Origin of the sequence: Marivita sp. GX14005 (assembly GCF_023370775.1) — a bacterium.
GTDB lineage: Bacteria > Pseudomonadota > Alphaproteobacteria > Rhodobacterales > Rhodobacteraceae > Marivita.
The window spans coordinates 361,462-383,641 of sequence record NZ_JAMCCQ010000004.1; the positions used below are offsets into that span (position 1 = coordinate 361,462).

The 22,180-nt window shown below is 65.4% G+C and carries 22 protein-coding genes; 7 read left to right on the forward strand and 15 right to left on the reverse strand.

The window, feature by feature from the left end; genetic code table 11:
- Nucleotides 1-12 precede the first annotated feature (12 nt).
- The 4 genes from M3465_RS13775 to dctP form a co-directional block, all read right to left on the reverse strand.
- Nucleotides 13-777, reverse strand: a complete 765-nt coding sequence (locus tag M3465_RS13775) for an alpha/beta fold hydrolase (protein ID WP_249502343.1) — start codon at nucleotides 775-777, stop codon at nucleotides 13-15.
- Complete coding sequence (locus M3465_RS13780; RefSeq protein ID WP_249502344.1) at nucleotides 777-2,075, reverse strand: TRAP transporter large permease; 1,299 nt, start codon at nucleotides 2,073-2,075, stop codon at nucleotides 777-779. The genes M3465_RS13775 and M3465_RS13780 overlap by 1 nt, the downstream gene beginning before the upstream one ends.
- Entirely contained in the window at nucleotides 2,075-2,584 is a 510-nt protein-coding gene (locus tag M3465_RS13785) for a TRAP transporter small permease (RefSeq protein WP_249502345.1), read from the reverse strand. The genes M3465_RS13780 and M3465_RS13785 overlap by 1 nt, the downstream gene beginning before the upstream one ends.
- Nucleotides 2,585-2,654: 70 nt before the next feature.
- Nucleotides 2,655-3,677, reverse strand: a complete 1,023-nt coding sequence (gene dctP / locus M3465_RS13790) for a TRAP transporter substrate-binding protein DctP (RefSeq protein ID WP_249502346.1) — start codon at nucleotides 3,675-3,677, stop codon at nucleotides 2,655-2,657.
- 168 nt (nucleotides 3,678-3,845) lie between these two features.
- Between dctP and M3465_RS17160 the strand changes: the two genes are divergently transcribed.
- The gene (locus M3465_RS17160) at nucleotides 3,846-4,730 is read left to right on the forward strand and encodes a LysR family transcriptional regulator (protein WP_249502347.1); all 885 of its coding nucleotides are present in this window, start codon (nucleotides 3,846-3,848) and stop codon (nucleotides 4,728-4,730) included.
- Here M3465_RS17160 and M3465_RS13800 read toward each other — a convergent pair.
- Nucleotides 4,727-5,623, reverse strand: a complete 897-nt coding sequence (locus M3465_RS13800) for a LysR family transcriptional regulator (RefSeq protein ID WP_249502348.1) — start codon at nucleotides 5,621-5,623, stop codon at nucleotides 4,727-4,729. The genes M3465_RS17160 and M3465_RS13800 overlap by 4 nt on opposite strands.
- A 114-nt stretch (nucleotides 5,624-5,737) precedes the next feature.
- Between M3465_RS13800 and cuyA the strand changes: the two genes are divergently transcribed.
- Nucleotides 5,738-6,757 carry a D-cysteate sulfo-lyase gene (gene cuyA, locus M3465_RS13805; protein WP_249502349.1) on the forward strand — a complete coding sequence of 340 codons (1,020 nt, stop codon included), beginning with the start codon at nucleotides 5,738-5,740 and terminating at the stop codon, nucleotides 6,755-6,757.
- Nucleotides 6,758-6,783: 26 nt separating this feature from the next.
- Here cuyA and M3465_RS13810 read toward each other — a convergent pair whose 3' ends face one another.
- From M3465_RS13810 to M3465_RS13830, 5 genes are read right to left on the reverse strand one after another with little or no spacing between them, the layout of a single operon-like run.
- Nucleotides 6,784-7,650 (reverse strand): energy transducer TonB, encoded by an 867-nt coding sequence (locus M3465_RS13810; protein ID WP_249502350.1) that lies wholly within the window; start codon nucleotides 7,648-7,650, stop codon nucleotides 6,784-6,786.
- Entirely contained in the window at nucleotides 7,647-8,045 is a 399-nt protein-coding gene (locus M3465_RS13815) for an ExbD/TolR family protein (RefSeq protein ID WP_249502351.1), read from the reverse strand. Before M3465_RS13815 ends, M3465_RS13810 begins: the two co-directional genes overlap by 4 nt.
- Entirely contained in the window at nucleotides 8,042-8,413 is a 372-nt protein-coding gene (locus tag M3465_RS13820; RefSeq protein WP_249502352.1) for an ExbD/TolR family protein, read from the reverse strand. The genes M3465_RS13815 and M3465_RS13820 overlap by 4 nt, the downstream gene beginning before the upstream one ends.
- Nucleotides 8,403-9,056 carry a MotA/TolQ/ExbB proton channel family protein gene (locus M3465_RS13825; RefSeq protein WP_249502353.1) on the reverse strand — a complete coding sequence of 218 codons (654 nt, stop codon included), beginning with the start codon at nucleotides 9,054-9,056 and terminating at the stop codon, nucleotides 8,403-8,405. Before M3465_RS13825 ends, M3465_RS13820 begins: the two co-directional genes overlap by 11 nt.
- A gap of 2 nt (nucleotides 9,057-9,058) precedes the next feature.
- On the reverse strand, nucleotides 9,059-9,478 hold the full coding sequence (locus tag M3465_RS13830) for a hypothetical protein (RefSeq protein ID WP_249502354.1): 420 nt from the start codon (nucleotides 9,476-9,478) through the stop codon (nucleotides 9,059-9,061).
- A 269-nt stretch (nucleotides 9,479-9,747) separates the two neighbouring features.
- Here M3465_RS13830 and M3465_RS13835 point away from each other — a divergent pair, with 269 nt between their 5' ends.
- The 5 genes from M3465_RS13835 (at nucleotide 9,748) to M3465_RS13855 (ending at nucleotide 15,718) form a co-directional block, all read left to right on the forward strand.
- Nucleotides 9,748-10,809: a hemin-degrading factor gene (locus M3465_RS13835; RefSeq protein WP_249502355.1), complete on the forward strand. Its 1,062-nt coding sequence runs from the start codon at nucleotides 9,748-9,750 to the stop codon at nucleotides 10,807-10,809.
- Nucleotides 10,809-11,693 carry a heme/hemin ABC transporter substrate-binding protein gene (locus tag M3465_RS13840; RefSeq protein WP_249502356.1) on the forward strand — a complete coding sequence of 295 codons (885 nt, stop codon included), beginning with the start codon at nucleotides 10,809-10,811 and terminating at the stop codon, nucleotides 11,691-11,693. The genes M3465_RS13835 and M3465_RS13840 overlap by 1 nt, the downstream gene beginning before the upstream one ends.
- The gene (locus M3465_RS13845) at nucleotides 11,674-12,753 is read left to right on the forward strand and encodes a FecCD family ABC transporter permease (RefSeq protein WP_249502357.1); all 1,080 of its coding nucleotides are present in this window, start codon (nucleotides 11,674-11,676) and stop codon (nucleotides 12,751-12,753) included. Before M3465_RS13840 ends, M3465_RS13845 begins: the two co-directional genes overlap by 20 nt.
- Nucleotides 12,753-13,532, forward strand: coding sequence for a heme ABC transporter ATP-binding protein (locus M3465_RS13850; RefSeq protein ID WP_249502380.1), 780 nt, complete (start codon nucleotides 12,753-12,755; stop codon nucleotides 13,530-13,532). The genes M3465_RS13845 and M3465_RS13850 overlap by 1 nt, the downstream gene beginning before the upstream one ends.
- Before the next feature lie 179 nt (nucleotides 13,533-13,711).
- Entirely contained in the window at nucleotides 13,712-15,718 is a 2,007-nt protein-coding gene (locus M3465_RS13855; protein WP_249502358.1) for a TonB-dependent receptor, read from the forward strand.
- 71 nt (nucleotides 15,719-15,789) lie between these two features.
- Here the strand turns inward: M3465_RS13855 and M3465_RS13860 are convergent, their stop codons facing one another.
- The 5 genes from M3465_RS13860 to M3465_RS13880 all read right to left on the reverse strand — a co-directional run bounded on the left by M3465_RS13860 (nucleotide 15,790) and on the right by M3465_RS13880 (nucleotide 22,164).
- Nucleotides 15,790-17,013: an ABC transporter substrate-binding protein gene (locus M3465_RS13860; protein ID WP_249502359.1), complete on the reverse strand. Its 1,224-nt coding sequence runs from the start codon at nucleotides 17,011-17,013 to the stop codon at nucleotides 15,790-15,792.
- Between the two features lie 20 nt (nucleotides 17,014-17,033).
- A complete protein-coding gene (locus tag M3465_RS13865; RefSeq protein WP_249502360.1) occupies nucleotides 17,034-17,849 on the reverse strand; it encodes a carbohydrate ABC transporter permease in 816 nt (271 codons plus the stop codon).
- Nucleotides 17,846-18,730, reverse strand: a complete 885-nt coding sequence (locus M3465_RS13870; RefSeq protein ID WP_249502361.1) for a carbohydrate ABC transporter permease — start codon at nucleotides 18,728-18,730, stop codon at nucleotides 17,846-17,848. The genes M3465_RS13865 and M3465_RS13870 overlap by 4 nt, the downstream gene beginning before the upstream one ends.
- Nucleotides 18,727-19,914, reverse strand: a complete 1,188-nt coding sequence (locus tag M3465_RS13875) for an ABC transporter ATP-binding protein (RefSeq protein ID WP_249502362.1) — start codon at nucleotides 19,912-19,914, stop codon at nucleotides 18,727-18,729. The genes M3465_RS13870 and M3465_RS13875 overlap by 4 nt, the downstream gene beginning before the upstream one ends.
- 273 nt (nucleotides 19,915-20,187) lie before the next feature.
- The gene (locus M3465_RS13880; protein WP_249502363.1) at nucleotides 20,188-22,164 is read right to left on the reverse strand and encodes a CocE/NonD family hydrolase; all 1,977 of its coding nucleotides are present in this window, start codon (nucleotides 22,162-22,164) and stop codon (nucleotides 20,188-20,190) included.
- Nucleotides 22,165-22,180 lie beyond the last annotated feature (16 nt).

Below are 22,180 nucleotides of genomic sequence, written 5' to 3' on the forward strand. Positions count from 1 at the left end.
GCCTGCTTCTTTTCAATCGAACAGGAAATCCTCGATCGTCGCGTGAAAGAGCCGCGGTTTTTCCAGATGGGCAGCATGAGAGGCGCCCGGGATGACCGATAGGGTCGCGTTCGGCAGGTTTCGCCATAGCGTTTCGACCTGCGGCCACTTGTAGGACTGGTCGTGATGCCCCCAGACCACCAGCGTCGGCATACCGAGCCGGGACAGGGCCGCGCGGCCGTCCCATTCGGCCATCGCATCGAGCGCGGCACGCGCCGCCTGCGGGTTGGCGCGCTGGCCGATCTCGGTGACGACGGCGAAACCGGGCGCCTCTTCCCCGTGCCGGAACCATGTCGCTCCGATCCGGCAGACGGTCCGGGCGATTCCGTCCGATCCGAGACGCTCGCGCGACAGACCGATCGGCTCGAAACGGTCGGGCATAAGACCGAGCGGACCGGTGCCGTAGAGGATCAGCTTGCGCACCCGCGCGCCGGCGCGGGCGGCGATTTCCTGTGCGATCATGCCGCCCATGGAATGGCCCATCAGGATGAACTCTGTCACGCCCAATCCGTCCAGTGTGCCCAGAATGGCGGCGGCCATATCGCCGATCCGGTCACATCCTCGAAGCGATGACGCCTCTCCGAAGCCGGGCAGATCCGGTGCGATCACATCGAACCGGTCCGAGAAATGCGCGATCTCCGCCTGCCATTGCGCCGATCCGCCAAGATACCCGTGCACGAGCACGAAAGGAACACCCTGACCGCTCCGCCGGTGAGGAAGGATGCCGTTCTGCATCATCACATCTGCTCCGGCAGCCACAACGCGACCTGCGGGGCGATGATGAGAATGGCGATCAAAAGGATCATTGCTCCGATGAAAGGCAGGCAGCCGACGATCACGTCCCCGATGGATACCTGCTCGCGGCTGATCGCCTGGATGACATAGAGGTTGAGCCCGACCGGCGGCGTGAGCACGGCGATTTCCATGGTGATGGTGTAGACGACCCCGAACCAGATCAAATCGAACCCTGCCGCGCTCATGAGGGGATAAATCGTCGGCAGGGTGATGAAGGTCATCGAGACCGGTTCGAGGAACATGCCGAGAATGACGTAGAAGACGATGACAATCATCAGAACCGTCGTCGGTGACAGATCGAGCGAAAGGAAGAGTTCGGTGAATTGCTGCGGCACGCGGTAATAGGTCAGAACGAAGCCGAACAGCACACCGGCCGAGAGCAGCAGGCCGAGATAGCCCATCGTCCGCATCGTGGAGAAAAGCGCCTGTTTGAAACCGCTCCATGTGAGCCCGCCGACGCCGAAAGCCAGAACCACCGTCAGCAGGGACGCGACCGCGGCCGCTTCGGTCGGGGTGGCAATGCCGGCATAGATCGCAACCGTGATGACGAGGCCGATCAGGATGACCGGGCCGACCGTGCTCAGGATCATCAACAGCGGCATTTTCGTCGCGTCTTCGCTTGTGGGAATGTCCTCGGGCTTGAGCGCACCCCAGACCAGAACGACAACGACGAAGCTCGACACGAGGATCAGCCCCGGAATGACACCGGCGATGAACAGATCGCCGATGCTTTGATCGGTGACGATGCCGTAGAACAGCAGGATGAGACTCGGCGGAATGAGCACCGACAACGTGCCGCCCGCCGCAAGAACGCCGCTCGACAGCCGTTTTCCATATCCCAGACGCAGCATTTCGGGCAGCGCGACGCCGCCGATGGTCAAAGCGCCGACCATGGAAGAGCCGCATACCGCCCCGAAGCCCGCGCTCGCGCCGATGGAGCCATAGGCTGCCGATCCCTTGAGACGCACGCCCTGATGAAGGAACTGATAGAGGTTCGGCCCGATCCGCGATTTCCCGATCAATTCGCCCAGAAACACGAATAGCGGCACCGCGAGCAGGATATAATCGATCCAGACGCCCCATAGTTTTAGCTCGGAAGAGACAATGGATGTCTCGAATCCCTGGATCTGCCACAGGAACGGCAGGGACGCCGCGGCAAGCGCGAAGGGGATGGGCAGGCCGATGACGATGAGCAGCATCAGCAGGCCGAACAGTCCAAGTGCGACGGTATACCATTCCATCAGTGATACTCCGCTTCGGCCGGCTTGCGGATCGCCTGAATCAGGCGCAGCACGGCATAGAATGAGAAAAGCACCAGCGCGACGGCACCGGGTGCCCAGAACAGATATCGCGGCCAGTGCAGGATTTCGGAGGCAACGCCCGAATTCCACGCGCGGATCGTGGCGCTGATGCCGGCATAGGAAAAGAAGAGCCCCACCCCCAGCATCAGCGCCAGATTGACGACACGCAGCGCCTTGCGCACCCTGCGGCCGAAAAGATCGGTGACCATGGTGACAGTGGGATACGCATCCTCGCGCAGCGCATAGGCAAGCCCGGCAAAGGCGACGGGGAACAGCAGAAGAGCGGTTGCCTCCGTTACCATCCGGTCGGGCTTGCCCAGACCGTAGCGCACGAAAACCCCGTAGGAGATCCAGAGCATCTGAATCAGCACAATGATCGCGCCGGCCCCGGCCACCCAGATCACCACCCGTTCAACAGATCGCACGAAACGATCCAGACCGTCTTCCATCGGTCCTTCCTCCCATGGTTCGCAGTTGAAGATCCCGGGCGGCGCGCGACGCCGGCCGCCCCTTCACGGATCAGTTCGCCGCGTGGGTGTCCAGCAGCGTGCGGATTTCGCCGGCAAGCTCTGCGCCGCAGGCCTCATCGACCTCGGCGTTCCACTTGTCGCTGACGCTGGCGATCAGCTCGGCGGTCTTTTCGGGCGGCAGGGTCGTTTCGGTTCCACCCGCCTCGATGGCGGCGGCGATCTGTTCATCGACCCATTCTTCGTAGCGCGGCTGAAGCCAGGCTTCGGTCTCGGCCGCAGCCTCGGTCAGCGCCGTTTGCTCCTCGGGCGAAAGCGCGTCGAACTTGTCCTTGTTCATCATGTAGATGATGTTGCCATAAAACAGATTGGCATTGATCATGTGCGGCATGACATCCCAAAGCTTCCATGAGGAGTAGGTGGCAACGCCCATGTTGATGCCATCCACCACGCCGCGTTCGGCGGATTGAAACACCTCTTTCGGCGCGACGAAAACCGGCTCGCCGCCCCAGCTTTCGATCATCATGCTGACCAGCGGCCCGATGGAGCGCACCAGCTTGCCGTCGAGCTTGCCGATATCATCGACCGGATCTTCGAACCACCATTCCTGATCGTAGGAATAGTTCGAATTCAGCAGTGGGACGAGGTTCACCTCGGCGGCTTCCTCGCGGATGAGATCGGCGTAGGCCGCATCGAGTTGCGGCTGCTCGTCAAGGCTCACATTCGCCGGAAAGAGCGAGGTCACCGCGTAGCAGGGCAGGCGGTTATCGGCGTTGATCCAGCTCATGTCGGACACGCCGCCCTGCACGGCATCCACCCCTTCCGACCACCCGTGGAGCGTGGAGGAGGGAAAAATCTCGACATTCACGCTGCCTCCGGTTTTTTCCCCGACCAGTTCGGCGAAATGCTGGAAGCCCTGGTAGCGGATATCGGATTCGTTCACATAGGTTGACAGGCGCAGCGTCGTTTCGGCATGGGCGCCGCCGCCGATCGCGGTCAGTGCAAGCGCGATGGCGGACGCGTTTCTTGTCCAGGACAGGTTCATCTTCTTCTCCCTTTCTGAATGACGGCGCATGACGGTTCTCCTCCGCATCATACGTCATCGTCTCGGTCCGGCCCGATGCAATGCGCAGCCGTGTGACCTTGGGGCAATCTTACGCAAAAGCACATGGTGCACGCCAATTCCGAAGTTTGATATATTCATGCAAAGCTTGCATAGTTTAAGGCGAGTGTCGGAGGCATCGTGGATATCAACTGGTTACAGGATTTCGTCTGCCTGGGCCGCGTGCTCAACTTCACGCGCGCGGCGGAGGAACGGCACATCACCCAGCCCGCCTTCAGCCGGCGCATCAAATCGCTCGAAAACTGGATGGGCGTGCCGCTTGTCAAACGCTCGACCTATCCGGTTCAACTGACCAAGGCCGGCCAGCAATTCCTTCCCATCGCGCGCGACACCGTAGCCAGCCTCACCGATGCGCGGCAGGCGATACGCGCGGAAGAACGCGGCAAGACGGCCTTCCAGCGCATCGCCGTGCTTCACACGATTTCCGTTAATTATCTCGCGCCGCGCATCGCCGCGCTGGAACGGGAAAGCCCCGATCTCCGCGTCAGGATCTATTCAGACAACCTTCGGACCTGCTGCCAGCTTTTGACGGAAGGGGCATGCGATCTGCTTCTCTATTACCGGCATCGCGACGTGTCCCCGACGCTGGACGAAACCCTGTTCGCGCGAAAGGATATCGGCACCGAACGTCTTTTGCCCGTTGCGGCTGCCCGTGAAATCGAAAGGCGCGGCTGGAACCTGTCGGCCCCCGGTTCGGAGGCAATCCCCTATCTGAGCTACGATCCCGACAGCTTTCTCGGAACGGTGGTCGATCAGACCATCGGCATGCGCAAGCCGCCGCTCGAGCTGCGCTACATGGATGCGCTCGCCGAAGCGATCAAGCGCCGTGCCCTTGCCGGAAGCGGCGTTGCCTGGCTGCCGGAATTCTCCGTGCAGGACGATATCGCGCGCGGCGCCTTGGCTCCCGCCGGGGGCGCCGAATGGGAAACGACGCTGACGCTATCGCTTTTCTGTTCTTTGGACCGGCTTGACAAGACGGGCCGTCGGCTCTGGGAGGCGCTTTAGATCGGCGGCACGGTAAACCTGCTCACCAGCCTGTCCCACAGCGCAGCCTTGCCCGCGCCGCGATCCTCGGCCAGCCGGATCAGGCGGATTTCCAAACGCTGCTCTGGCAATCTGTCGCTCAGCCTGAGAAGCGTGCGACTGGTGAGGTGATCCTCGACCAGGGACTGGGGAAGCCACGCGATGCCGATGTCACGCTGCACGAATTGCAGGATTGCCAGCGTCAGGGAGGTCTCGGCCCGGATGGACAGCGTGGTGCCGTCGGGCATCCTTGGCACGATGGCACGGTTGAAGACCTGTCCGAAGAACACATCGGGAGGATAGCCGATCACCGGAACCTCGCCCGAACGCGCCTGCCGGGCGATACGCGGCGTGCAAACCGGAACCAGCGCGTCCGTGCCAAGCTGGACCTCATCGAAGGCGCGCATCGGCGGCTTGGCGCGATTCCCCGGAAGATCATACATGATTGCGAAATCCGCATCGTTCGACACCAGCATCGTCAGACATTCATCCCGGTTGCCAGACCGCACGCGCACCGAAGTTTCGCCTTCGGCCGTCAGTTTTTGCACGATCAGGGGCGATACGGTGGCGGTGATCGCATGCTGACAGGCAAGCACCAGGGGCCGTTCGGCCTGCTTCGCGGACAGGCGCAAATCCTGGGACAGACGTTTCAGCCGGGCGGAAAGATCGCGAAGCTCCGGCTCGAGCGCGGCAACGCCCGGCAGCAGCGTGACCGGCTTGCGGCGGCGATCGAAGAGCGGCGTTCCGAGCGCGTCCTCGATCATGCGCACGCGCCGCGTGAAGGCCGATTGCGTGAGAAACCTGCGTTCGGCCGCGCTGACCAGAGAGCCGCCATCCAGAACCGCAAGAATATCGTCGATCCATTCAAGCCGCATGACCGCCCCTTTCCCGTAAATTGCAATATGCGCAATTTACGCACGCGAATTGGCATTATCAATCGGGGAAGAGCCGCGATAACTTGCGCCAAACGTATATGAAGGAGCCTTGCCATGCATCTCGCCCGCTTTCCCCGACGCTTCATCGCCCATCTGCCCACCCCGCTGGAACGGCTGGACCGGCTTACCGCGGAGCTGGGCGGCCCGGAAATCTGGATCAAACGCGACGACTGCACCGGGCTATCGACGGGGGGCAACAAGACGCGCAAGCTCGAATTTCTGATGGCCGAAGCCGAACTGGAAGGCGCAGAGATCGTGATGACTCAAGGCGCCACGCAATCCAACCATGCGCGCCAGACGGCAGCCTTCGCCGCCAAGATGGGCATGAAATGCCATATCCTGCTCGAAGACCGAACCGGCTCGGACAACAGCAATTACAACAACAACGGCAACGTGCTGCTCGATCATCTTCACGGTGCGACCACCGAAAAGCGCGCCGGCGGCGGTGACATGAACGCAGAGATGGAGGCGCTGGCCGACGAGATGCGCGCCGATGGCAAGAAAGTCTACACCATTCCCGGCGGCGGATCGAACGCGACGGGAGCGCTGGGATATGTCAACTGCGCGTTCGAGCTGCTGGGACAGGCCAATGAACGCGGGCTCAAAATCGATCACATCGTCCACGCCACCGGAAGCGCGGGCACGCAGGCCGGGCTGGTCACGGGGCTCAAGGCGATGAACGCTCAGATCCCGCTGCTCGGCATAGGCGTGCGCGCGCCGAAGGCGAAACAAGAGGAAAACGTATATAATCTTGCCCTGAAGACGGCGGAGAAACTGGGCTGCCCCGGCGTCGTTCAGCGCGAGGATGTCGTCGCGAATACCGACTATGTCGGCGAAGGCTATGGCATCCCGACCGAGGACGGGCTCGCCGCGATCCGCATGTTTGCCGAACTCGAAAGCATCCTGCTCGATCCGGTCTATTCGGCGAAAGGCGCGGCCGGTTTCATCGATCTGATCCGCAAGGGCCATTTCAAGAAGGGCGACCGTGTGGTGTTCCTGCATACAGGCGGGTCTGCGGCCCTGTTCGGCTATGACAATGCCTTCGACTTCCAGGATCGGTGGAAACGCGCCTGACCGGCAGGTCCGGCGCGAACCACGTGTCACCGTCCGTCGATTCGGATCGTATACCTGCGCTGTGCGCCTTGGGGTGGGGGCGGGAACGGGGCGGCGCGGCGGATTTGCTGCAGGGCGATGCGGTCGAGCCTTTCGGAGCCGGAGCTGCGCGCAAGCCCGATCGCCGCGAGTGCGCCATTCCCGGCGATGGTAAAGCTGACCGTCGCTGAACCGCGCGCGTTGACGCGCTCGCGGCGGGTGCGCTGGATCTGGCGCATGACCTGTCCGGGGTAGTTCTCCGCTGCCGCAGTGCCGGGTGCCTGCGCGGCGCGGCCGCCCGATCCGGCGCGGTCCTGCACCGCCGATCGTTGTCCGGTGGCATCGCCTGCGCGGGCGTCTTGTCTCGCGTTGCCGCGTTTCGGGGGCGCTTTTTCCTGAATTTGCCGCCTGGGCGCGGCCTGCGGCTTTGGCCGATCCGGGCGAGGCTGGGGCCGTGCGGAGGCGATGGGCGCTGCGCCGTCTGGCTCGGCTTCGATGCGCTCTGCCGGGGCGGGTGGGGCGCGATCCGGGACGGCCAGCGGCGGCGTTTCGTCTCGCGGCGCGAGGGCGGCCATCTGCGTTGCCTGCGCGGGGCGGGCGGCCTGTGGCACTGGCGCTTGCACGGGTTCCGGGGGCAATGGCGCGGCGACTGCCGGCTTTGCCGCTTTTGCGCGCGGGCTGTCCTGAGGATCGGGGGCAGAGACGCCTTCGGCCATATCGGCGAAGGAATTGCCGAGGGTCGCGATGCTGGCCGCGCCGCCGCCCTGCATCGCGACCGGTTCGGGCGCATCGGCCGGCAGCACCGCGATTGCGGCGTGCAGCGCGCCGGCGAGGCACAGGCAAAGTGCCGCGACATAGCGCGAGCGGGGAATCATGGCAGCGCCCGTTCGGTCACGACAAGCACGCGCTCTGCGCCGGCGGCACGCAATTCGCTCGACAGGCGCACCAGCAGGCGCGCCGGCAAGGCGCGGTCAGGCACGATGCGCACGGGCTGGCCTTGGCCGCCACGGGGCTGTTGCGCGAGAAATTCGGCCGCCGACGACACGGGCGATCCGCGATAGCTCAGCCGGCCATCGGCATGGATCACCAGCGTATCGGGCGGCGCGCGCCCTTCGAGCGTTTCGGTTCTCACGAGTGTCAGATCGCGCTCCATCGGGGCGGCGAGCGTGCCGGCGATCATGAAGAAGATCAGCATCAGGAACACGACATTGATGAGCGCGATGGTCGGCTCGCGCGTCTGCGCGGCGGCGGGGCGGGCGAGGCGGCTCATTGCAGCACCGTGACAGCAAGCCCATCGACACCGCGAAGCACGGCCAGAACGTCGATCAACCGTTGCGAGATCACCTCGCCCGACAGGCTGACCAGAAGGCGCCTTTCTCCGCGCGCCGCCAGTCGTTGCGGCAGCGCGTTCATCGCCACCGGCTCTCCGTTGAGGCGCAGCGTGCTTTCATCCACCGACAGGAAGAGTGGCGCATCATCGCCGCCCGCCGCGCCGCGTGCCGCGCCAGAGAGTTCGACCTCGCCATAGCGCGAGAAGGTCGAGGTGAGCATGAAAAAGAGCAGCAGCAGGAAGATGACATCGATCAGCGATGTCATCGACAAGCGGCGGCGGCGCGGTCTGGCGATCTCAAGCGGCATGGGCCTGCACGTCCCGGCCCGGCGTGCCGGGAGCGAGAATGGTGCGCAAGCTGCGCTCGGCGAAGACCCGTTCGCGGTGCATCCGGCCCTCGAACCACGACAGCACCAGCGCGGCGGGCATGGCCACGGCCAGCCCGGCGGCGGTGGTCAGCAGCGCGACCCAGATGCCGCCTGCCAGAAGCGAGGGATCGACAGTGCTGCCCGCGCCCTGCAGCGTGCGGAACGCTTCGATCATGCCCAGAACGGTGCCGAACAGCCCCAGCAGCGGCGCGAGCTGCGCCACCATGTCGAGCAGCTTGAACCCCGCTTCCAGCCGGGCAAAGCGCGCCTCGGCCTCCGCGTCGAGCCGTTGCGACACGAGCCCGTCGCTGCGTTCCGCGCGGTTCATTGCCTGCCCGATCACCGGGGCAAGGTAGCTCGTGCTTTCGCCCAGATGCCGCGACGCTCGCTCGCGCGCGCCGTCGTCCCATGCGGCGACCGCTTTGCCGAGCGCCCGGTGCCGTCCGACCCCGGCGGCATGGAATTGCCAGAGCTTGTAGAGAATGAGCGCCAGCGTAAGGATCGACACGACCAGCAGCACGGCCACAACCGGCCCGCCCAGATCGAGGATCTCCACCAGCGCAGTTTGAATGTCTTGAAACATGATCACCCCAAAAGCTCGATGCCCGTGCGCGAGGACAGGTTCAGATTGTCCGTGCAGGCGCCCTCGGGCAGGCCCGCGCCACTGCAGCTTTGCGCGCCGTTGATGAGGATGCGCCCGATCCCGGTGCAGGCGATTCCGTCGATCAGGAATTGCCGCACGCACGGGCGACCCTCCGGCAAATCGCGCATGTCGAACAGCGTCAGCCGGTCCACCGCACCTGTCGCGTCGAAGATCACGGTCTCGAACACTGCCTCGTCGAGATCGGCGCCAAGGCTGTTTTCCACCAGAAAGCTGAGCCGGCAGGCATCATCGCCATCATCGGCGGCGTTGAGTTCGACTGCCAGTCTCGGTTGCGGCGCGTCCTGCGCCTGCGCCGCGCCGGCAAATGCAAGGCCGATAAGACAAAACGAAAGCAAACGCATGGGCCACCTGTTCATTGTGCGTGCAGAAGACGTGCGCCGGGCAGGGCGCTCTGCGTGTGGAACTTTGCGATCTGGTGGCTGGCCGGTGGCTGGCTCGATGAGCGGGCCGTGAGGGAGAGCGCCCGTCTTCATCCTTGCAGGAGGTAAATTAACCTAGTAAAAGTGTCAACAACAACAGGTCACGCATCCGGCATGACCGATCCAGCCATGGGCCGCCGCTGTGGCCTTCGCCAGACACCCAGCGAAACCCTTATTGCATGGTGGCTTGCATGGCACTCGACAACACTCCCACACCCTCCGAGATTCGCGCGACGCGCAGCGAAAACCCCAAGGCGCGCGAGCGCGATCTGGCCGATACGCTCGGCATCAGCGAGGCGCAGCTGATCGCCGCGCATGTCGGGCAGGGCGCAACGCGGCTCAAGGACCATCCTGACGGGATCATCGGCGCCGCCGGCACGTTCGGCGAGGTCATGGCGCTGACGCGTAACGCCTCCTGCGTAAGCGAGGTTGTGGGGCAATACGCCAATTATCACCCCGGCCCGCACGCGGCGATGGTTCTGAACGAGCCGATCGATCTGCGGATTTTCCCCAAGCACTGGCAACATGCCTATGCGGTGGAAAAGCCCATCGAGGGCGGCGTGCGGCGCAGTTTGCAAGTGTTCGACGCCGCCGGCGATGCGATCCACAAGATTTTCCTGCGCGATGGTTCGGATGACGCCGCGTTCGCCCGCGCGGTGGACGGATTGCGTCACGAGGATCAATCCGACGCGCTGCACGTCGTCGATCGCGCGGCACCGGAGCCGGCAAAATCCAATCCGGCCAAGCTCGATGCGCTGTGCGACGGGTGGTCGAAGATGACCGATACGCATCAGTTCTTCGCCATGGCCGGGCGGCTCAAGATGAACCGGCTGGGCGCCTATCGCATCGTCGGCGCGCCTTTCGTGCGGCGGCTGACGACCGAGGCGGTGGACCGGATGCTGCGGGATGTGCAGGGCGCGGGCATCCCGATCATGATCTTCGTGGGCAACAAGGGCTGTATCCAGATCTTCTCCGGCCCGCTGAAAACGCTCAAGGCGATGGGGCCGTGGCAGAACGTGCTCGATCCGGGGTTCGACATGCATCTGCGGCTCGATCATATCGCCGAGGTCTATGCCGTCGACAAGCCGACCAAGCGCGGTGCGGCGATCTCGGTTGAGGCGTTCGACGCCGAAGGCAGCCTGATCTTTCAGATCTTCCCGGTGCCTGCGGGCCGCGATCTGCCCGACAGCCGCGCGGCGTGGAAGAGCATCGTCGACGCGCTGCCGGGCGCGGAAAGCACCGAGGCGGCGTGATGTTCGGGGCAGGACCGAGAACCGGCCTCGCGGCGCTGCTGGCAGCGGCTCTAAGTTGCAGCGCCGCTGCGGAGACGAGCGAGCCGGATGTCGTCTCCATCGGCGGCTCGATCACCGAGATCGTCTATGCGCTGGGGCAGGAACACCGGCTGGTCGCGCGCGACACGACCTCCAATTACCCCGAGGCGGCGCAGGCACTTCCCGATGTGGGCTATGTGCGCGCGCTTTCGCCCGAGGGGGTGCTCTCGGTAGATCCCGGCCTCGTTCTGGCTGAGGCCGATGCCGGCCCGCCCGAGGCGCTGGACGTGCTCAAGGCGGCATGGGTGCCGCTCACGCTGATTCCCGACGCGCCGACGGGCGAGGGCATAACGGAGAAGATCCTCGCCGTGGGCAAGGCGCTCGGCGTTCAGTCGCAGGCGCGGGCGCTTGCGGGTGAGGTCGAGGCGAAGCTTGCTCGTGCCGCTGCGCGGGCCGAACGCGTGGCCGACGAGGATCGCAAGCGCGTGCTCTTCGTCCTGAGCGCGCAAGGCGGCCGTCTTCTCGCCGCCGGGCGCGGCACCGAAGCGGCTGCGGTGATCGAGATGGCCGGTGCGGTCAATGCGCTGAAGACATTCGAGGGCTATAAACCCGTCGGCGACGAGGCGGTGATCGCTGCCGCGCCGGATGTGATCCTGATGATGACGCGGGGCGGGCAGGTGATGATCGAGTACGACGCGCTTTTCGCCCTTCCCGCGATTGCCGCGACCCCGGCGGGGCGCACCCGCGCTGTGATCCGGATGGGCGGGCAATACCTTCTAGGCTTTGGCCCGCGCACGCCCGAAGCCGTGCATGACCTGGCCGATGCGCTTTACGGGGTGGAGCCCGATGACGCTGGCAACCTTTGATCGCAGCGCAGGGGCCGTGCCGCAGGACCGCGTCGCGGCGGCACGGCGGCTGAGCCTCTGGCTCGCGCTGCTGCTGGCCTGCGTGATGGCGGCGAGCCTTGCCATCGGGGCGGCGGGCACGAACCTGTGGTCCGCGCTCTTGAGCCTCGCACGCGGAGAGGCGCTTTCGGTGGTGGACCGGACGATCCTTTGGGACATCCGTTTGCCGCGCACGCTGATGGGGGCGTTGGTGGGCGCGGCGCTGGCGGTGTCGGGGGCGGTGATGCAGGGGCTCTTCCGCAATCCGCTGGCCGATCCCGGCATTGTCGGCGTGAGCGCGGGCGCGGGGCTGGGCGCTATCGCGGCCATCGTTCTGGGCGCATCGCTGCTGCCGGCGGCCGTGATGGCGGCGCTCGGCGCCTATCTCGTGCCGCTGGCGGCCTTCGCGGGCGGTTGGCTCTCGACCATCGTGCTTTACCGCGTTTCCACGCGCGGCGGTCGCACATCCGTCGCCACGATGCTGCTTGCCGGCATCGCGCTCGGTGCGCTGGCGGGGGCGGTGTCGGGCCTGCTGGTCTATGCCGCCGACGATCAGCAATTGCGCGATCTGACTTTCTGGGGCCTCGGCTCGCTGGCCGGTGCGACATGGGCCAAGCTGCTGGCGGCCGCGCCCATCATCGCGCTTGCGCTGGTGGGCGCGCCGCTGCTCGCGCGCGGGCTCAACGCGCTTGCCTTGGGCGAAGCGGCGGCGGGGCATCTGGGCATTGCGGTCGAGCGGGTCAAGACGCTGGCCATCCTCGCCGTCGCGGGGGCCACCGGCGCGGCGGTGGCGGTGTCGGGCGGCATCGGTTTTATCGGCATCGTGGTGCCGCACCTGCTCCGGCTCGCCTCCGGCCCCGATCACCGCGCGCTCTTGCCCAACGCGGCGCTTCTGGGGGCGAGCCTTTTGCTCGGCGCCGATCTGGTCAGCCGGACGGTGATCTCGCCGGCGGAGTTGCCCATCGGCATCGTTACCGCGATCCTGGGCGCGCCGGTGTTCCTGTGGATCCTGCTGCGACGGCGCATGGTGGTCGATCTGTGATCTTCGCCGGGCATGATATCACCGTCACGCTCGGGCGGCGCGCCATATTGCACGGCGCCGCGTTCGAGGCGCGGGCCGGGCAGCTCACCGCCATCGTCGGGCCGAACGGATCGGGCAAGAGCACGCTGCTGCGCGCGCTATGCGGCGAGGTGCCCTTTACAGGGTACGTCACCGTTAACGGGCAGGATACCGCGCGGCTGAAGGGATGGGAACTGGCGGCGTTGCGGGCGGTATTGCCGCAGGCGGCAACGCTGGCCTTTCCGTTCACCGTGATCGAGGTGATACGGCTCGGTCTAACTGCCGGCACCTCCGCCGGGCGGGACCGTTTGACGCTGCGCGCGCTCGATACGGTGGGTCTGGCCGGCTATGCCGGGCGGTTCTACCAGGAACTGTCCGGCGGAGAGCAGCAGCGCGTGCAACTGGCCCGCGTGCTCACGCAGGTCTGGGAGCCGGTGGCGCAGGGCATGCCGCGCTGGTTGTTGCTGGACGAGCCTGTCTCCAGCCTCGATATCGGGCATCAGCTTCTGGTGATGCGCTTGCTGCGCGATTACGCACGGCGCGGCGGCGGGGTGATCGCGGTGATGCACGATTTGAACCTGACGGCGATGTTCGCCGATGCGGTGCGCATGGTGCATGACGGGCGGATCATCGCGGCCGGCGCACCCGCCGAGGTTCTGACCGACGCGATCCTGTCGCGCGCCTATGGCTGTGCGCTGCGCGTCAACCGCGCGCCGGCGGGGCAGGCCACCTGGCTGCTGCCGCATATGGCCTCTGCCTGATCGCGACGGGCGAAATAGTCATGACATTCGCGCATGTTTTTCTGACAGAACGCGCGCGATTGCCGATAGAGCGTCTAACCCGACAGAAACACTCGGTCACTGCCAGCCCCCTGCCAGCCGCGACGATCAAGACCCCTGCACCGTTCCCGAAACGGGCGGGCCGGCGAAGGACAAAGGCAATGGCACAGATTCACACTATCGGCATTTTCGCAGGCGGCGCGTTTGCGCTGTCCGCGCTATCGGCCTCGGCGCAGCAAGACGGCGGCGCGACAGATCTCGGCACGCTGACCCTGCTGGGAACCGGCCTGGAGACGAGCGTTTTCGAAAACCCCTCCGCCGTGACCGTGGTGGACGAGCAAGAGATCTCGCGCATCCCGCCAGCGCGCGTGTCGGATTTCCTGCGCAACGTTCCCGGCGTGCGGATCGAGGAGCAGGGGACCAGCCGTATCCGCATCCGGGGCGAGGAGGCGCGGCGCGTGCGCATCCTCGTCAACGGTCAGGCGATCACCGATCACACGACCTATGGCCCGCCCGTCGTCGTCGATCCGGCCACGGTCGAGCGGATCGAGGTGGTGCGCGGCGCCTCCTCCGTCATCAGCGGCCAACGCGCCATCGGCGGCACGATCAACATCATCACCAAGCGCGGCGCGGATGAGCCCTTCGAAGGCTCCGCCACATTGTCCTATTTCGGCGCGGTGGACGGGTTTCGCGAATCCCTCTCGGTGGCGGGCCGGCGGGGCGGGTTCACCTGGCGGCTGAGCCAGGGGCGCTCCGATCTGGGCAACAAGTTCGCCGCCGGTGAGGGGGAGCTGGTGCCCTCCGGCGTCGAGGACAGCAACCTGTCGGGCTATCTGGGCTTCGAGACGGGCAAGCACAGCTTCGGGCTGGACGCGCAGGCGTTCGATCTGTCGTCCGAGGTCTATACCGGCGATCCGAATTTCGTGATCGACCTGCCCAAGCGCGACCTGCGGCGGCTCAGTTTCTTCTACGAGGGCACCGATCTTGCGGCCTGGCTGCCGTCGCTCAAGGTGGATGCGTTCGACCAGACGATCGAGCGCGAGTTCCGCAACCGGATCGCGCCGGGGCCGCGCGCGCCGGTGATCGCGACGGCGAATGACGACGAGCAGGAAACCTGGGGGCTGAACGTCTCGGCGGAGTTGCGGCTTGCGGACAGCTGGCGCACCATCCTCGGCGCGCAATACGAGGATGATTTCCTCGATGTGGATGCAAGCAGCCAGACAACGCTGCCGGGCGCGCCCCTTGCGCCGCCGCCCGTGCTGCGCCGCGATGAGGCGCGGATCGTCACCACCTCGGTCTATGCACAGAACGAAATCACCCTGTCGCCGCAATGGGCGCTGCATTTCGGCGGGCGGTATTACGATGTCGAGGCGGAGCTGGAGGAAAGCGACAGCGCGCCGCTTTCGGAGAACAGCGATGATCGATTTCTGGCCAGCGCCGGTGTCGTCTGGACGCCGAACGACACATGGTCCCTGCGCGGGCTCTTCTCGCAGGGCTACAATTACCCGACGCTCAATCAGCTGTTCACCCGGACCACGGCAGGCGGGCAACTGACGCTGCCGAACCCCGATCTCGATCCCGAAACGGCGGATAATTACGAGATCGGCGCACGGTTCGACAATGGCGCCACGCTTTTCGACGCAACGCTCTTCTACACCGACGCGAGCGATTACATCGTGCGCCAGCGCCTGCCGGATGACGGCGAGCAAAGGCGCGCGCAATATCGCAATGTCGATGGCGCCGAAACGCTGGGCTTCGAGATTTATGCCGAGCATGATCTGGGCAACGGGCTGACGCCCTACCTGTCGGCGGCGATCCTCGGCCGCGAGCTTCAATATGGCAATGGCTATGCGACCCATGACAGCGGCACGCCGCAGGTTTCGGCCACGCTCGGCCTGCGCCGCGCATTCGATCTGCGCGGACGGCCCGCTTCCTTCGATCTTTTCGCCACAGGGGAAAGCCGCGCCAAGCTGCGCAATTCCACCGGTGATCTGGTCGAGGAAACGGATGGCTGGGCCACGCTCAACCTGCGCGGCTCCATCGATCTGACGGATCACGCCTCGCTGACGGTGCAGGTGAACAACATCCTCGATGAGGCGTATCGACCCTTCGACCAGCTTCCCGGCGCGGAGCGCAGCATTGATGTGGTCCTGTCGGCGAAGTTCTGACGCGGGGGGGGGTCGGGGGCCGCTGTGCGCAGGGCGGACGAGCCTGCCGCCCTGCACGAAGAGCGGCGACGTTACTCGATCAGGCGACCGATCTCCGCGACCAGACGATCCGCGGCCTCGTCGCTGGACTGCCGCCCGTTCGCGATGGCGCCGAGCGCGTCAACGACCTCCTGACTGATGCGGATGCCGTTTTCGCCGGGCCATGTGAACCAGGGCAAAGCCCGGTCCATTTGCGTGGCCGAGGTGCGCCAGGCGGGGTTTTCCGCATAGAAATCGGCCAGGATCGCCTCGGTTCCCGTGTTCACGGGCATGTAGCCGGTGTTCTGCACCACGGTCGCCTGGCCCTCTGGCCCGGTGGCGTAGAGGATATACTCCATCGCCGCCTCGCGCACCGCCGGATCATCGGCGAGGATGACCGCCGCCATCCCTCCGGAAGCGACACCGCCGCCCTCGACGAGGGTGGGCATCGGCGCGGTTCCCCACTCGAACCGGTCGCCGATCTCCCTGGAGAAGGACCGCACGGCGGCAGTGGAATTGAAGTAGAGACCGAGCTGACCGGCATACATCATCTGGCGCGCGGCGGCGTTAGGGATGGCCTCTTGCCCGGCCTCATCATGGAAGCGTTCGTAAAGCGCGAAGGCCTCGCGCCCCAGCTCGGTCTCGAGCGCGAGGGTGCCATCCTTGATCGGAGCAAGACCGGCGCTGGCGAGAAGGCTTTGAACCATCCAGTCATCATCGCCCGGCGGATAGTAAATGCCCTCGATATCGTCGCCCAGATCCTCGATGGCCTTGGCCAGGGCGATGGTCTCGTCCCATGTCGTCGGCATCGCGTCCGGATCGCCTCCCGCCTGCCGCACCAGCTCGGCGTTGTAGAACATGACCGGGGTCGATGAGGTCCAGGGCAGGCCGACCTGAACGCCGTCGATCTGCGTCAGCGCTAGTGCGGCATCGGTATAGCCGAGCGCTGCCATGTCCCGCCCCTGCATCACATCATCCATCGGCGGTGCCAGATCGCGCGCGGCGACCTCGCCGAGAAGGTGGCTGCCGGCAAGGAACAGATCAGGGGCGCTGCCGGCCATATCCTGACGGATGACACTGACCAGCCCTTCGTCGTAATCGGCGGAAGGGGCCTGTATCGTGATCTTGATGTCGGGGTTTTGGGCCATGAAATCGTCGGCCAGCTGTTGCTGCCATTCGGCGTGATGCGCCCATGCGTGCAGGACGGTGACCTCGGTTTGCTGGGCGATGGCCGGTGCGGCGGTCGCCATAAGGCTTGCGATGATGAACGTGCGCATATGTGTCTCCTTCGACGGTTTCAGGTGCGTGCGGATGCGGTCAGGCCTCGGATCAGGCTGCGTTGCAGGAACAGGAACGCGATGACGAGCGGCGCGGTGACGATGACCCCGCCCGCCATCAGAGCCCCGAGATTGCCGGAGCTCTCGGCGGTCGAGCGGAACGCCAGGATGCCCACCGGTGGCGTCATCATCTCGGTCTCGGTGATGACGACGAGCGGCCAGTAGAGATCGTTCCAGTGGTTGATGATCGAAATGGTGGCGAAGGCGGCGACGGCCGGTTTCGCGGCGGGCACCATGAGCCGCCACACGATGGACAGTTCGGAAAAGCCGTCTAGCCGCGCCGCCTCTAGAACCTCGTCGGGGTAGGACAGGAAGAACTGCCGAAACAGGAACAGCGCGAAGGCCGAGATGACAAAGGGCACGATCAGCGCGGTATAGGAATTGAGAAGCCCCGCCTGCGCCACCGCCACGAAAAGCGGGATCGCCGGAACCTGCATCGGAATCATCAGCGCCAGAAGCGTCGCGGCGAGAAGAACGGGCCTGCCGCTGAAGGGCAGTTTCGCAAGCGCATAGCCCGCCGGAGCGGCCACGGTGATCTGCAAGACGAGAATGGCGGAACATACGACCGTGCCATTGAGCAGGTAGCGAAGCATCGGCACGTTCGTCCATGCGGTGCGGTAATTGTCCGCCGCCGCCGCCGCGTCCGGCGCGGGAAGCAGGCCTCCGGCATAGATTTGCGCCGGTCCGGCAAGCGAGGTCGCGAACATCACCACGAACGGCACGAGCGTCATCGCTGCCACGACCAGCAGCGCCAGTATGCGGACCGTGCCGGTCATTTTCGCCGCTCCGCCAGCGTCACCTGCGCCAGCGATAAAACCATCACGGCAAGCAGGAAGACCACGGCAAGCGCCGAGGCCGCGCCGATGTCGAAAAACCGGAACGCCTCTTGGTAAAGCTTGAAGATCACCATCTCCGTCGCCCCGTCCGGCCCGCCATTGGTCAGGACCGCCACCAACTCGAATTCGCCGAGCGCCCGTATCAGCGTGATGACAGTGACGAACAGCGTGACCGGTGCCAGCATCGGCCAGGTCACCAGCGTAAAGCGCCGCCAGCCATCCTCGGCCCCATCGAGCGCCGCAGCCTCGTAAAGCTGCCGGTCGATCGTCGCCATGCCTGCGAGGAACAGCAGCACGTTGTAGCCCAGCATCTTCCACACCGCGATGGCCGCCAGCGTCCACAGCGCGAGGTCCGGGTCGGACAGAAAGCGCTGCGCCGGCAGACCGAGCGTTTCGAGAAGCGCGTTGAGCATGCCGAAGCTCGGATGCAGCACGACCTCCCAGGCAGTCGCCATGGCAACAAGGGTCGCCGTGACGGGAAGGAAGAAGACGGTTTGGAAAAGCCCCTGCAACCGGCCCGCCCCGGCCACGAGCACTGCAACCCAGAGCCCGCCCAGCACGGATAGCGGCGCGACCACCAGAACGAAGGACACGGTATTGACAATGCTTTGCCGCAGCCCGGTATCGTCGATCAGCCGGGCATAGTTCTCGGCTCCGACCCATTGCACCTCGTCCATGCCCAGCCGGTAATCCGTCACCGACAGGCCGAGCGCGATCAGCGACGGGCCGATCACCAGCATGAGCAGCAGTAGGGCCGCCGGCAGCGCGAGCACCGCGCCGAAGCGACGGCGCGCGCGGGTCTCGGCGCTGCTTCGCGTCACGCGGCCGCCCGCACGGCGCTCTCCGGTTCATCGAAGAGATGCGCCGCGTCCAGGCGGAAGCCGAAGATGCCCTCTGCGCCCGGTGGCCAATCCGCCAGCCGCTCGGACGGGACACGGATCGCCAGCCGGCGGCCGGACGTGTCGCGCACGAAGAGATGGCTGTCGATCCCGCCATGTTCCGCGCTCTCCACCGTGACGGGAATACTCGGCAGCCCCGGCCGCGCGGCAGCGCGGATCTCCGCATGTTCGGGCCGGATCGCGACGATCCCCTGCGACTGCCCCAGCGGCGCGCCCCCGATCAGGATCGGATGATCGCGCGTCGCCGTGCCGATGGTTCCGGCAAGGAATGTGGCGGGCAATTCGTTCAGATGCGGCTGTGACAGGAAGCGGGCGACCGTGAGCGTGGCCGGACTGCGATAAAGCTCGTCCGGCGTTCCGATTTGCAGGATGCGCCCGTCGAACATCACAACGATCCGGTCGCTGATCGCCATGGCTTCGGCCTGATCGTGGGTGACGAAAAGCGTCGTGGCGCCGATCCGCCGCTGGAGTCTCCGCAACTCCGCGCGCATGGTCTGGCGCAGCGCCGCGTCCAGGTTTGCAAGCGGCTCGTCCAGAAGGAACACGTCGGGCTCTCGAATGAGCGCCCGGCCAAGCGCAACGCGCTGACGCTGCCCCCCGGACAGGGCTTCGGGACGCCGATCGAGGAAAGCCCCGATTTCGAGCATCTCGGCGGTCGTGTTCACCCGCTCGTCGATCTTTGCCCGAACCCGGCGCGCAGTCGGGACAAGCCGGTTCAGCCCCGGCATCCGCCCCAATGTGCCAAGCTCCGTCATGGTCAGCGGCGCGGCGAGGTTCTCGCGCACCGTCATATGCGGATAGAGCGCGTAGGACTGGAACACGAAAGCCACACCCCGCTGCGACGGACGCACAAGGGCGACGTCCTTGCCGCCGATGCCGATGCGGCCGCCGCATATCGGCTCAAGGCCCGCGATGGCGCGCAGCAAACTGGATTTGCCGCAACCCGATGGGCCGAGAACGGAAACGAATTCGCCGTATTCGATATCGAGCGAGATATCCTGCAATGCCACGGTGTCGCCGTAGCGCATCTGCAGCCCGTCTATCGACAGCGGGTGCTCGGTGCCGTCGGCGCGGCGCATCCGCGGTGCGGATAGCGGTTTCGTCATGTCTTTGGTCCCACGGCAATCTTTTGGCTGACGATGATAGCGCGCCATTGAATTAGGCAACTGCAACCATGCGGATTTTGTTTCCGACCGGTGCCGATTTGCGCGTGCATCGCCAAAAGGGCGACCAGAGCCGAACGATGGCAGGCAGCACCGCAGGCCGCCCCTGTCGATAGCGTATGAGGACCAGTTTTCGACTGTGAAGAGCGATGCGGGAATTGCCTATGAAGCGTTCACAGCGCGGCGCTCTGACGTCACCTGCATCGAGAAAAAAGCCTATCTTGGCACGTCGTCCTGCCAGGTTTTCGAAAACACCGGTTGCCCGTCTTCCTGCGCGTCAAGGCGCTGCGTGATGGTGAACCGGTCGGCATGGCCGGTCATGCGGGTTTCGGCGGTGGTTGCGACCTCCCAATCGCCGCGCCCGAAACTGCGGGTCCAGAGGATGTGCACCTCGGTGTTCGCGGGATCGGCGGGGTCGATGGAATAGGATTCGCGCACGGTGCTGGCGGTGATGATGCCGGTCTCCAGGTCTTCGATCCGGCCATGATCGGCCGTCATCGTGTAGCTGATGCGCCCGGTTTGCGGATCGGTCTCGGTTTCGGCATCGCCCGTCGCTTCGCGCAATTGGCGGGTCTTGCGGCCCGGCGCCGAGACGGGGGGCGGGAAGCTGATCTCATCACCGTCGCGCGGCGCGCGCAGCGGCAGGTCGAGACTGCCGGCGGTGAAAGTCAATTCCGCCGCGACGGGTTCGGGCCAGACGAAGGGCCAATAGCTGCCTGCCAGCGACAGGCGCAGCCGGTGGCCCGCCGGGACGTGATAGGCGGTCTCGTCCATGTCGAGCGTGATCTCGATCTCCTCGCCGGAGATCAGCGGCTCTTTGCTCTCGAACCCGTTGCGATTGCGCAGATCGAGCAGCCCCATGGAGATCAGCATGGAGGTGCCATCGGGCCGCAGATCGCAGAGCCGCACGGCAAGCTGTGCGCGCGGCTGGTCGGCGGCAAGGCGCAGGCGCAAACGCGGCCGCCCGGTAATGTCGATCGGGGCGGTCAGCGCGTCGCCATCGAACGTGGCGGCGCGGGCGTCATCCGCCTGCTGATCGTCGGGCAATTCGCCGGGGCCAAAGCCGAAGGTGAAGAACTCGCCGCAGCACTGGCCGTGGCGCAGATCGGCCGCAAGGCGGCGGGGCAGGGCGCCCGCCAGATCGGTGCCCAGCGTCAGGCTTTGCCACGACGCACTTGGCAGGGGATAGCCCGTATCGGCGATCCAGCGGCCATCGCGGTGGTCTGCGCCGGTGTCGGGCCGTTCGCTTTGCACCACATAGGCGCGCCAGGCGGGATCATCCTCGGCCCCGTTCTTCACCCCCTTGAGCCAGTGATCCCACCAACGCAGCGCGAGTTGCAGATAGCCGATGGAGGGGCCGATATTGCTGACATGCGGGTATTTATGCCCCCAGGGGCCAAGGATGCCCTGCGCCGGAGCGCTCAGATTGGCGACGATCTTGCCCATCGTGTCGCGATAGCCATCATGCAGCCCGCCCAGAGACAGCACCGCTGCCCTAATCGCGCCGAAGTCTTCGCAGATGGAGCCGTGTTTCCAATAGGCGTCGCGCGTCGGGTGTTCGTGCCAGATGCGCGCCAGCGGCGGGGTGTTGTCCAGCCGCGTCAGCCATGTGTCGCGCCATGTGTCGCCCATCAGTTCGGGATCGGGCGGCATGGAGAACCACGACAGCACCGTCGCCGCCCAGCCGATATTGTCCGATTGCACGATCCCGCCCCGGAAATGCACATCGTCCGCATAGCGGTCCACGGTCGAGCCGATGGTGATCACCGCCTTCAGCGCGTCGGGTGCGCGGGCGGCCAGTTGCAGGCTGTTGAATCCGCCCCATGAAATGCCCTGCATCCCCACCGCGCCGCTGCACCAGTCCTGCGCGGCGATCCAGGCAATCACATCCGCGCCATCCTGCAACTCGGTTTCGGAATATTCGTCATCGAACAGCCCTTCGCTGTCGCCACAACCGCGCCGGTCCACGCGCAGGCACGCATAGCCGCGTTCGGCCATCCACGGATGCATCCCGGCGTCGCGTTCGGCGGTGCCGTCGGATTTGCGATAGGGCAGGTATTCGAGGATCGCCGGAACGGGGTTTGCGCTCGCACCCTCGGGCATCCAGACGCGCGCCGAAAGCCGCGTGCCATCAGCCAGTGGGATCTGCATGTGCCGGTCATGGGTGATCTTGCGAAGCGGTGTGTCGGGCATGGTCTGTCCTTTCGCG

Coding starts and splice junctions, on each gene's coding strand:
- M3465_RS13785 (WP_249502345.1), bottom strand. CDS start 2,584: ATGGAAGACGGTCTGGATCGTTTCGTGCGATCTGTTGAACGGGTGGTG.
- M3465_RS13865 (WP_249502360.1), bottom strand. CDS start 17,849: ATGACCGGCACGGTCCGCATACTGGCGCTGCTGGTCGTGGCAGCGATG.
- M3465_RS13845 (WP_249502357.1), top strand. CDS start 11,674: ATGACGCTGGCAACCTTTGATCGCAGCGCAGGGGCCGTGCCGCAGGAC.
- dctP (WP_249502346.1), bottom strand. CDS start 3,677: ATGCGCCGTCATTCAGAAAGGGAGAAGAAGATGAACCTGTCCTGGACA.
- M3465_RS13815 (WP_249502351.1), bottom strand. CDS start 8,045: ATGAGCCGCCTCGCCCGCCCCGCCGCCGCGCAGACGCGCGAGCCGACC.
- M3465_RS13775 (WP_249502343.1), bottom strand. CDS start 777: ATGATGCAGAACGGCATCCTTCCTCACCGGCGGAGCGGTCAGGGTGTT.
- M3465_RS13860 (WP_249502359.1), bottom strand. CDS start 17,013: ATGCGCACGTTCATCATCGCAAGCCTTATGGCGACCGCCGCACCGGCC.
- M3465_RS13810 (WP_249502350.1), bottom strand. CDS start 7,650: ATGATTCCCCGCTCGCGCTATGTCGCGGCACTTTGCCTGTGCCTCGCC.
- M3465_RS13840 (WP_249502356.1), top strand. CDS start 10,809: ATGTTCGGGGCAGGACCGAGAACCGGCCTCGCGGCGCTGCTGGCAGCG.
- M3465_RS13880 (WP_249502363.1), bottom strand. CDS start 22,164: ATGCCCGACACACCGCTTCGCAAGATCACCCATGACCGGCACATGCAG.
- M3465_RS13835 (WP_249502355.1), top strand. CDS start 9,748: ATGGCACTCGACAACACTCCCACACCCTCCGAGATTCGCGCGACGCGC.
- M3465_RS13855 (WP_249502358.1), top strand. CDS start 13,712: ATGGCACAGATTCACACTATCGGCATTTTCGCAGGCGGCGCGTTTGCG.
- M3465_RS13820 (WP_249502352.1), bottom strand. CDS start 8,413: ATGCCGCTTGAGATCGCCAGACCGCGCCGCCGCCGCTTGTCGATGACA.
- M3465_RS13780 (WP_249502344.1), bottom strand. CDS start 2,075: ATGGAATGGTATACCGTCGCACTTGGACTGTTCGGCCTGCTGATGCTG.
- M3465_RS13800 (WP_249502348.1), bottom strand. CDS start 5,623: ATGCGGCTTGAATGGATCGACGATATTCTTGCGGTTCTGGATGGCGGC.
- M3465_RS13830 (WP_249502354.1), bottom strand. CDS start 9,478: ATGCGTTTGCTTTCGTTTTGTCTTATCGGCCTTGCATTTGCCGGCGCG.
- M3465_RS13875 (WP_249502362.1), bottom strand. CDS start 19,914: ATGACGAAACCGCTATCCGCACCGCGGATGCGCCGCGCCGACGGCACC.
- cuyA (WP_249502349.1), top strand. CDS start 5,738: ATGCATCTCGCCCGCTTTCCCCGACGCTTCATCGCCCATCTGCCCACC.
- M3465_RS13825 (WP_249502353.1), bottom strand. CDS start 9,056: ATGTTTCAAGACATTCAAACTGCGCTGGTGGAGATCCTCGATCTGGGC.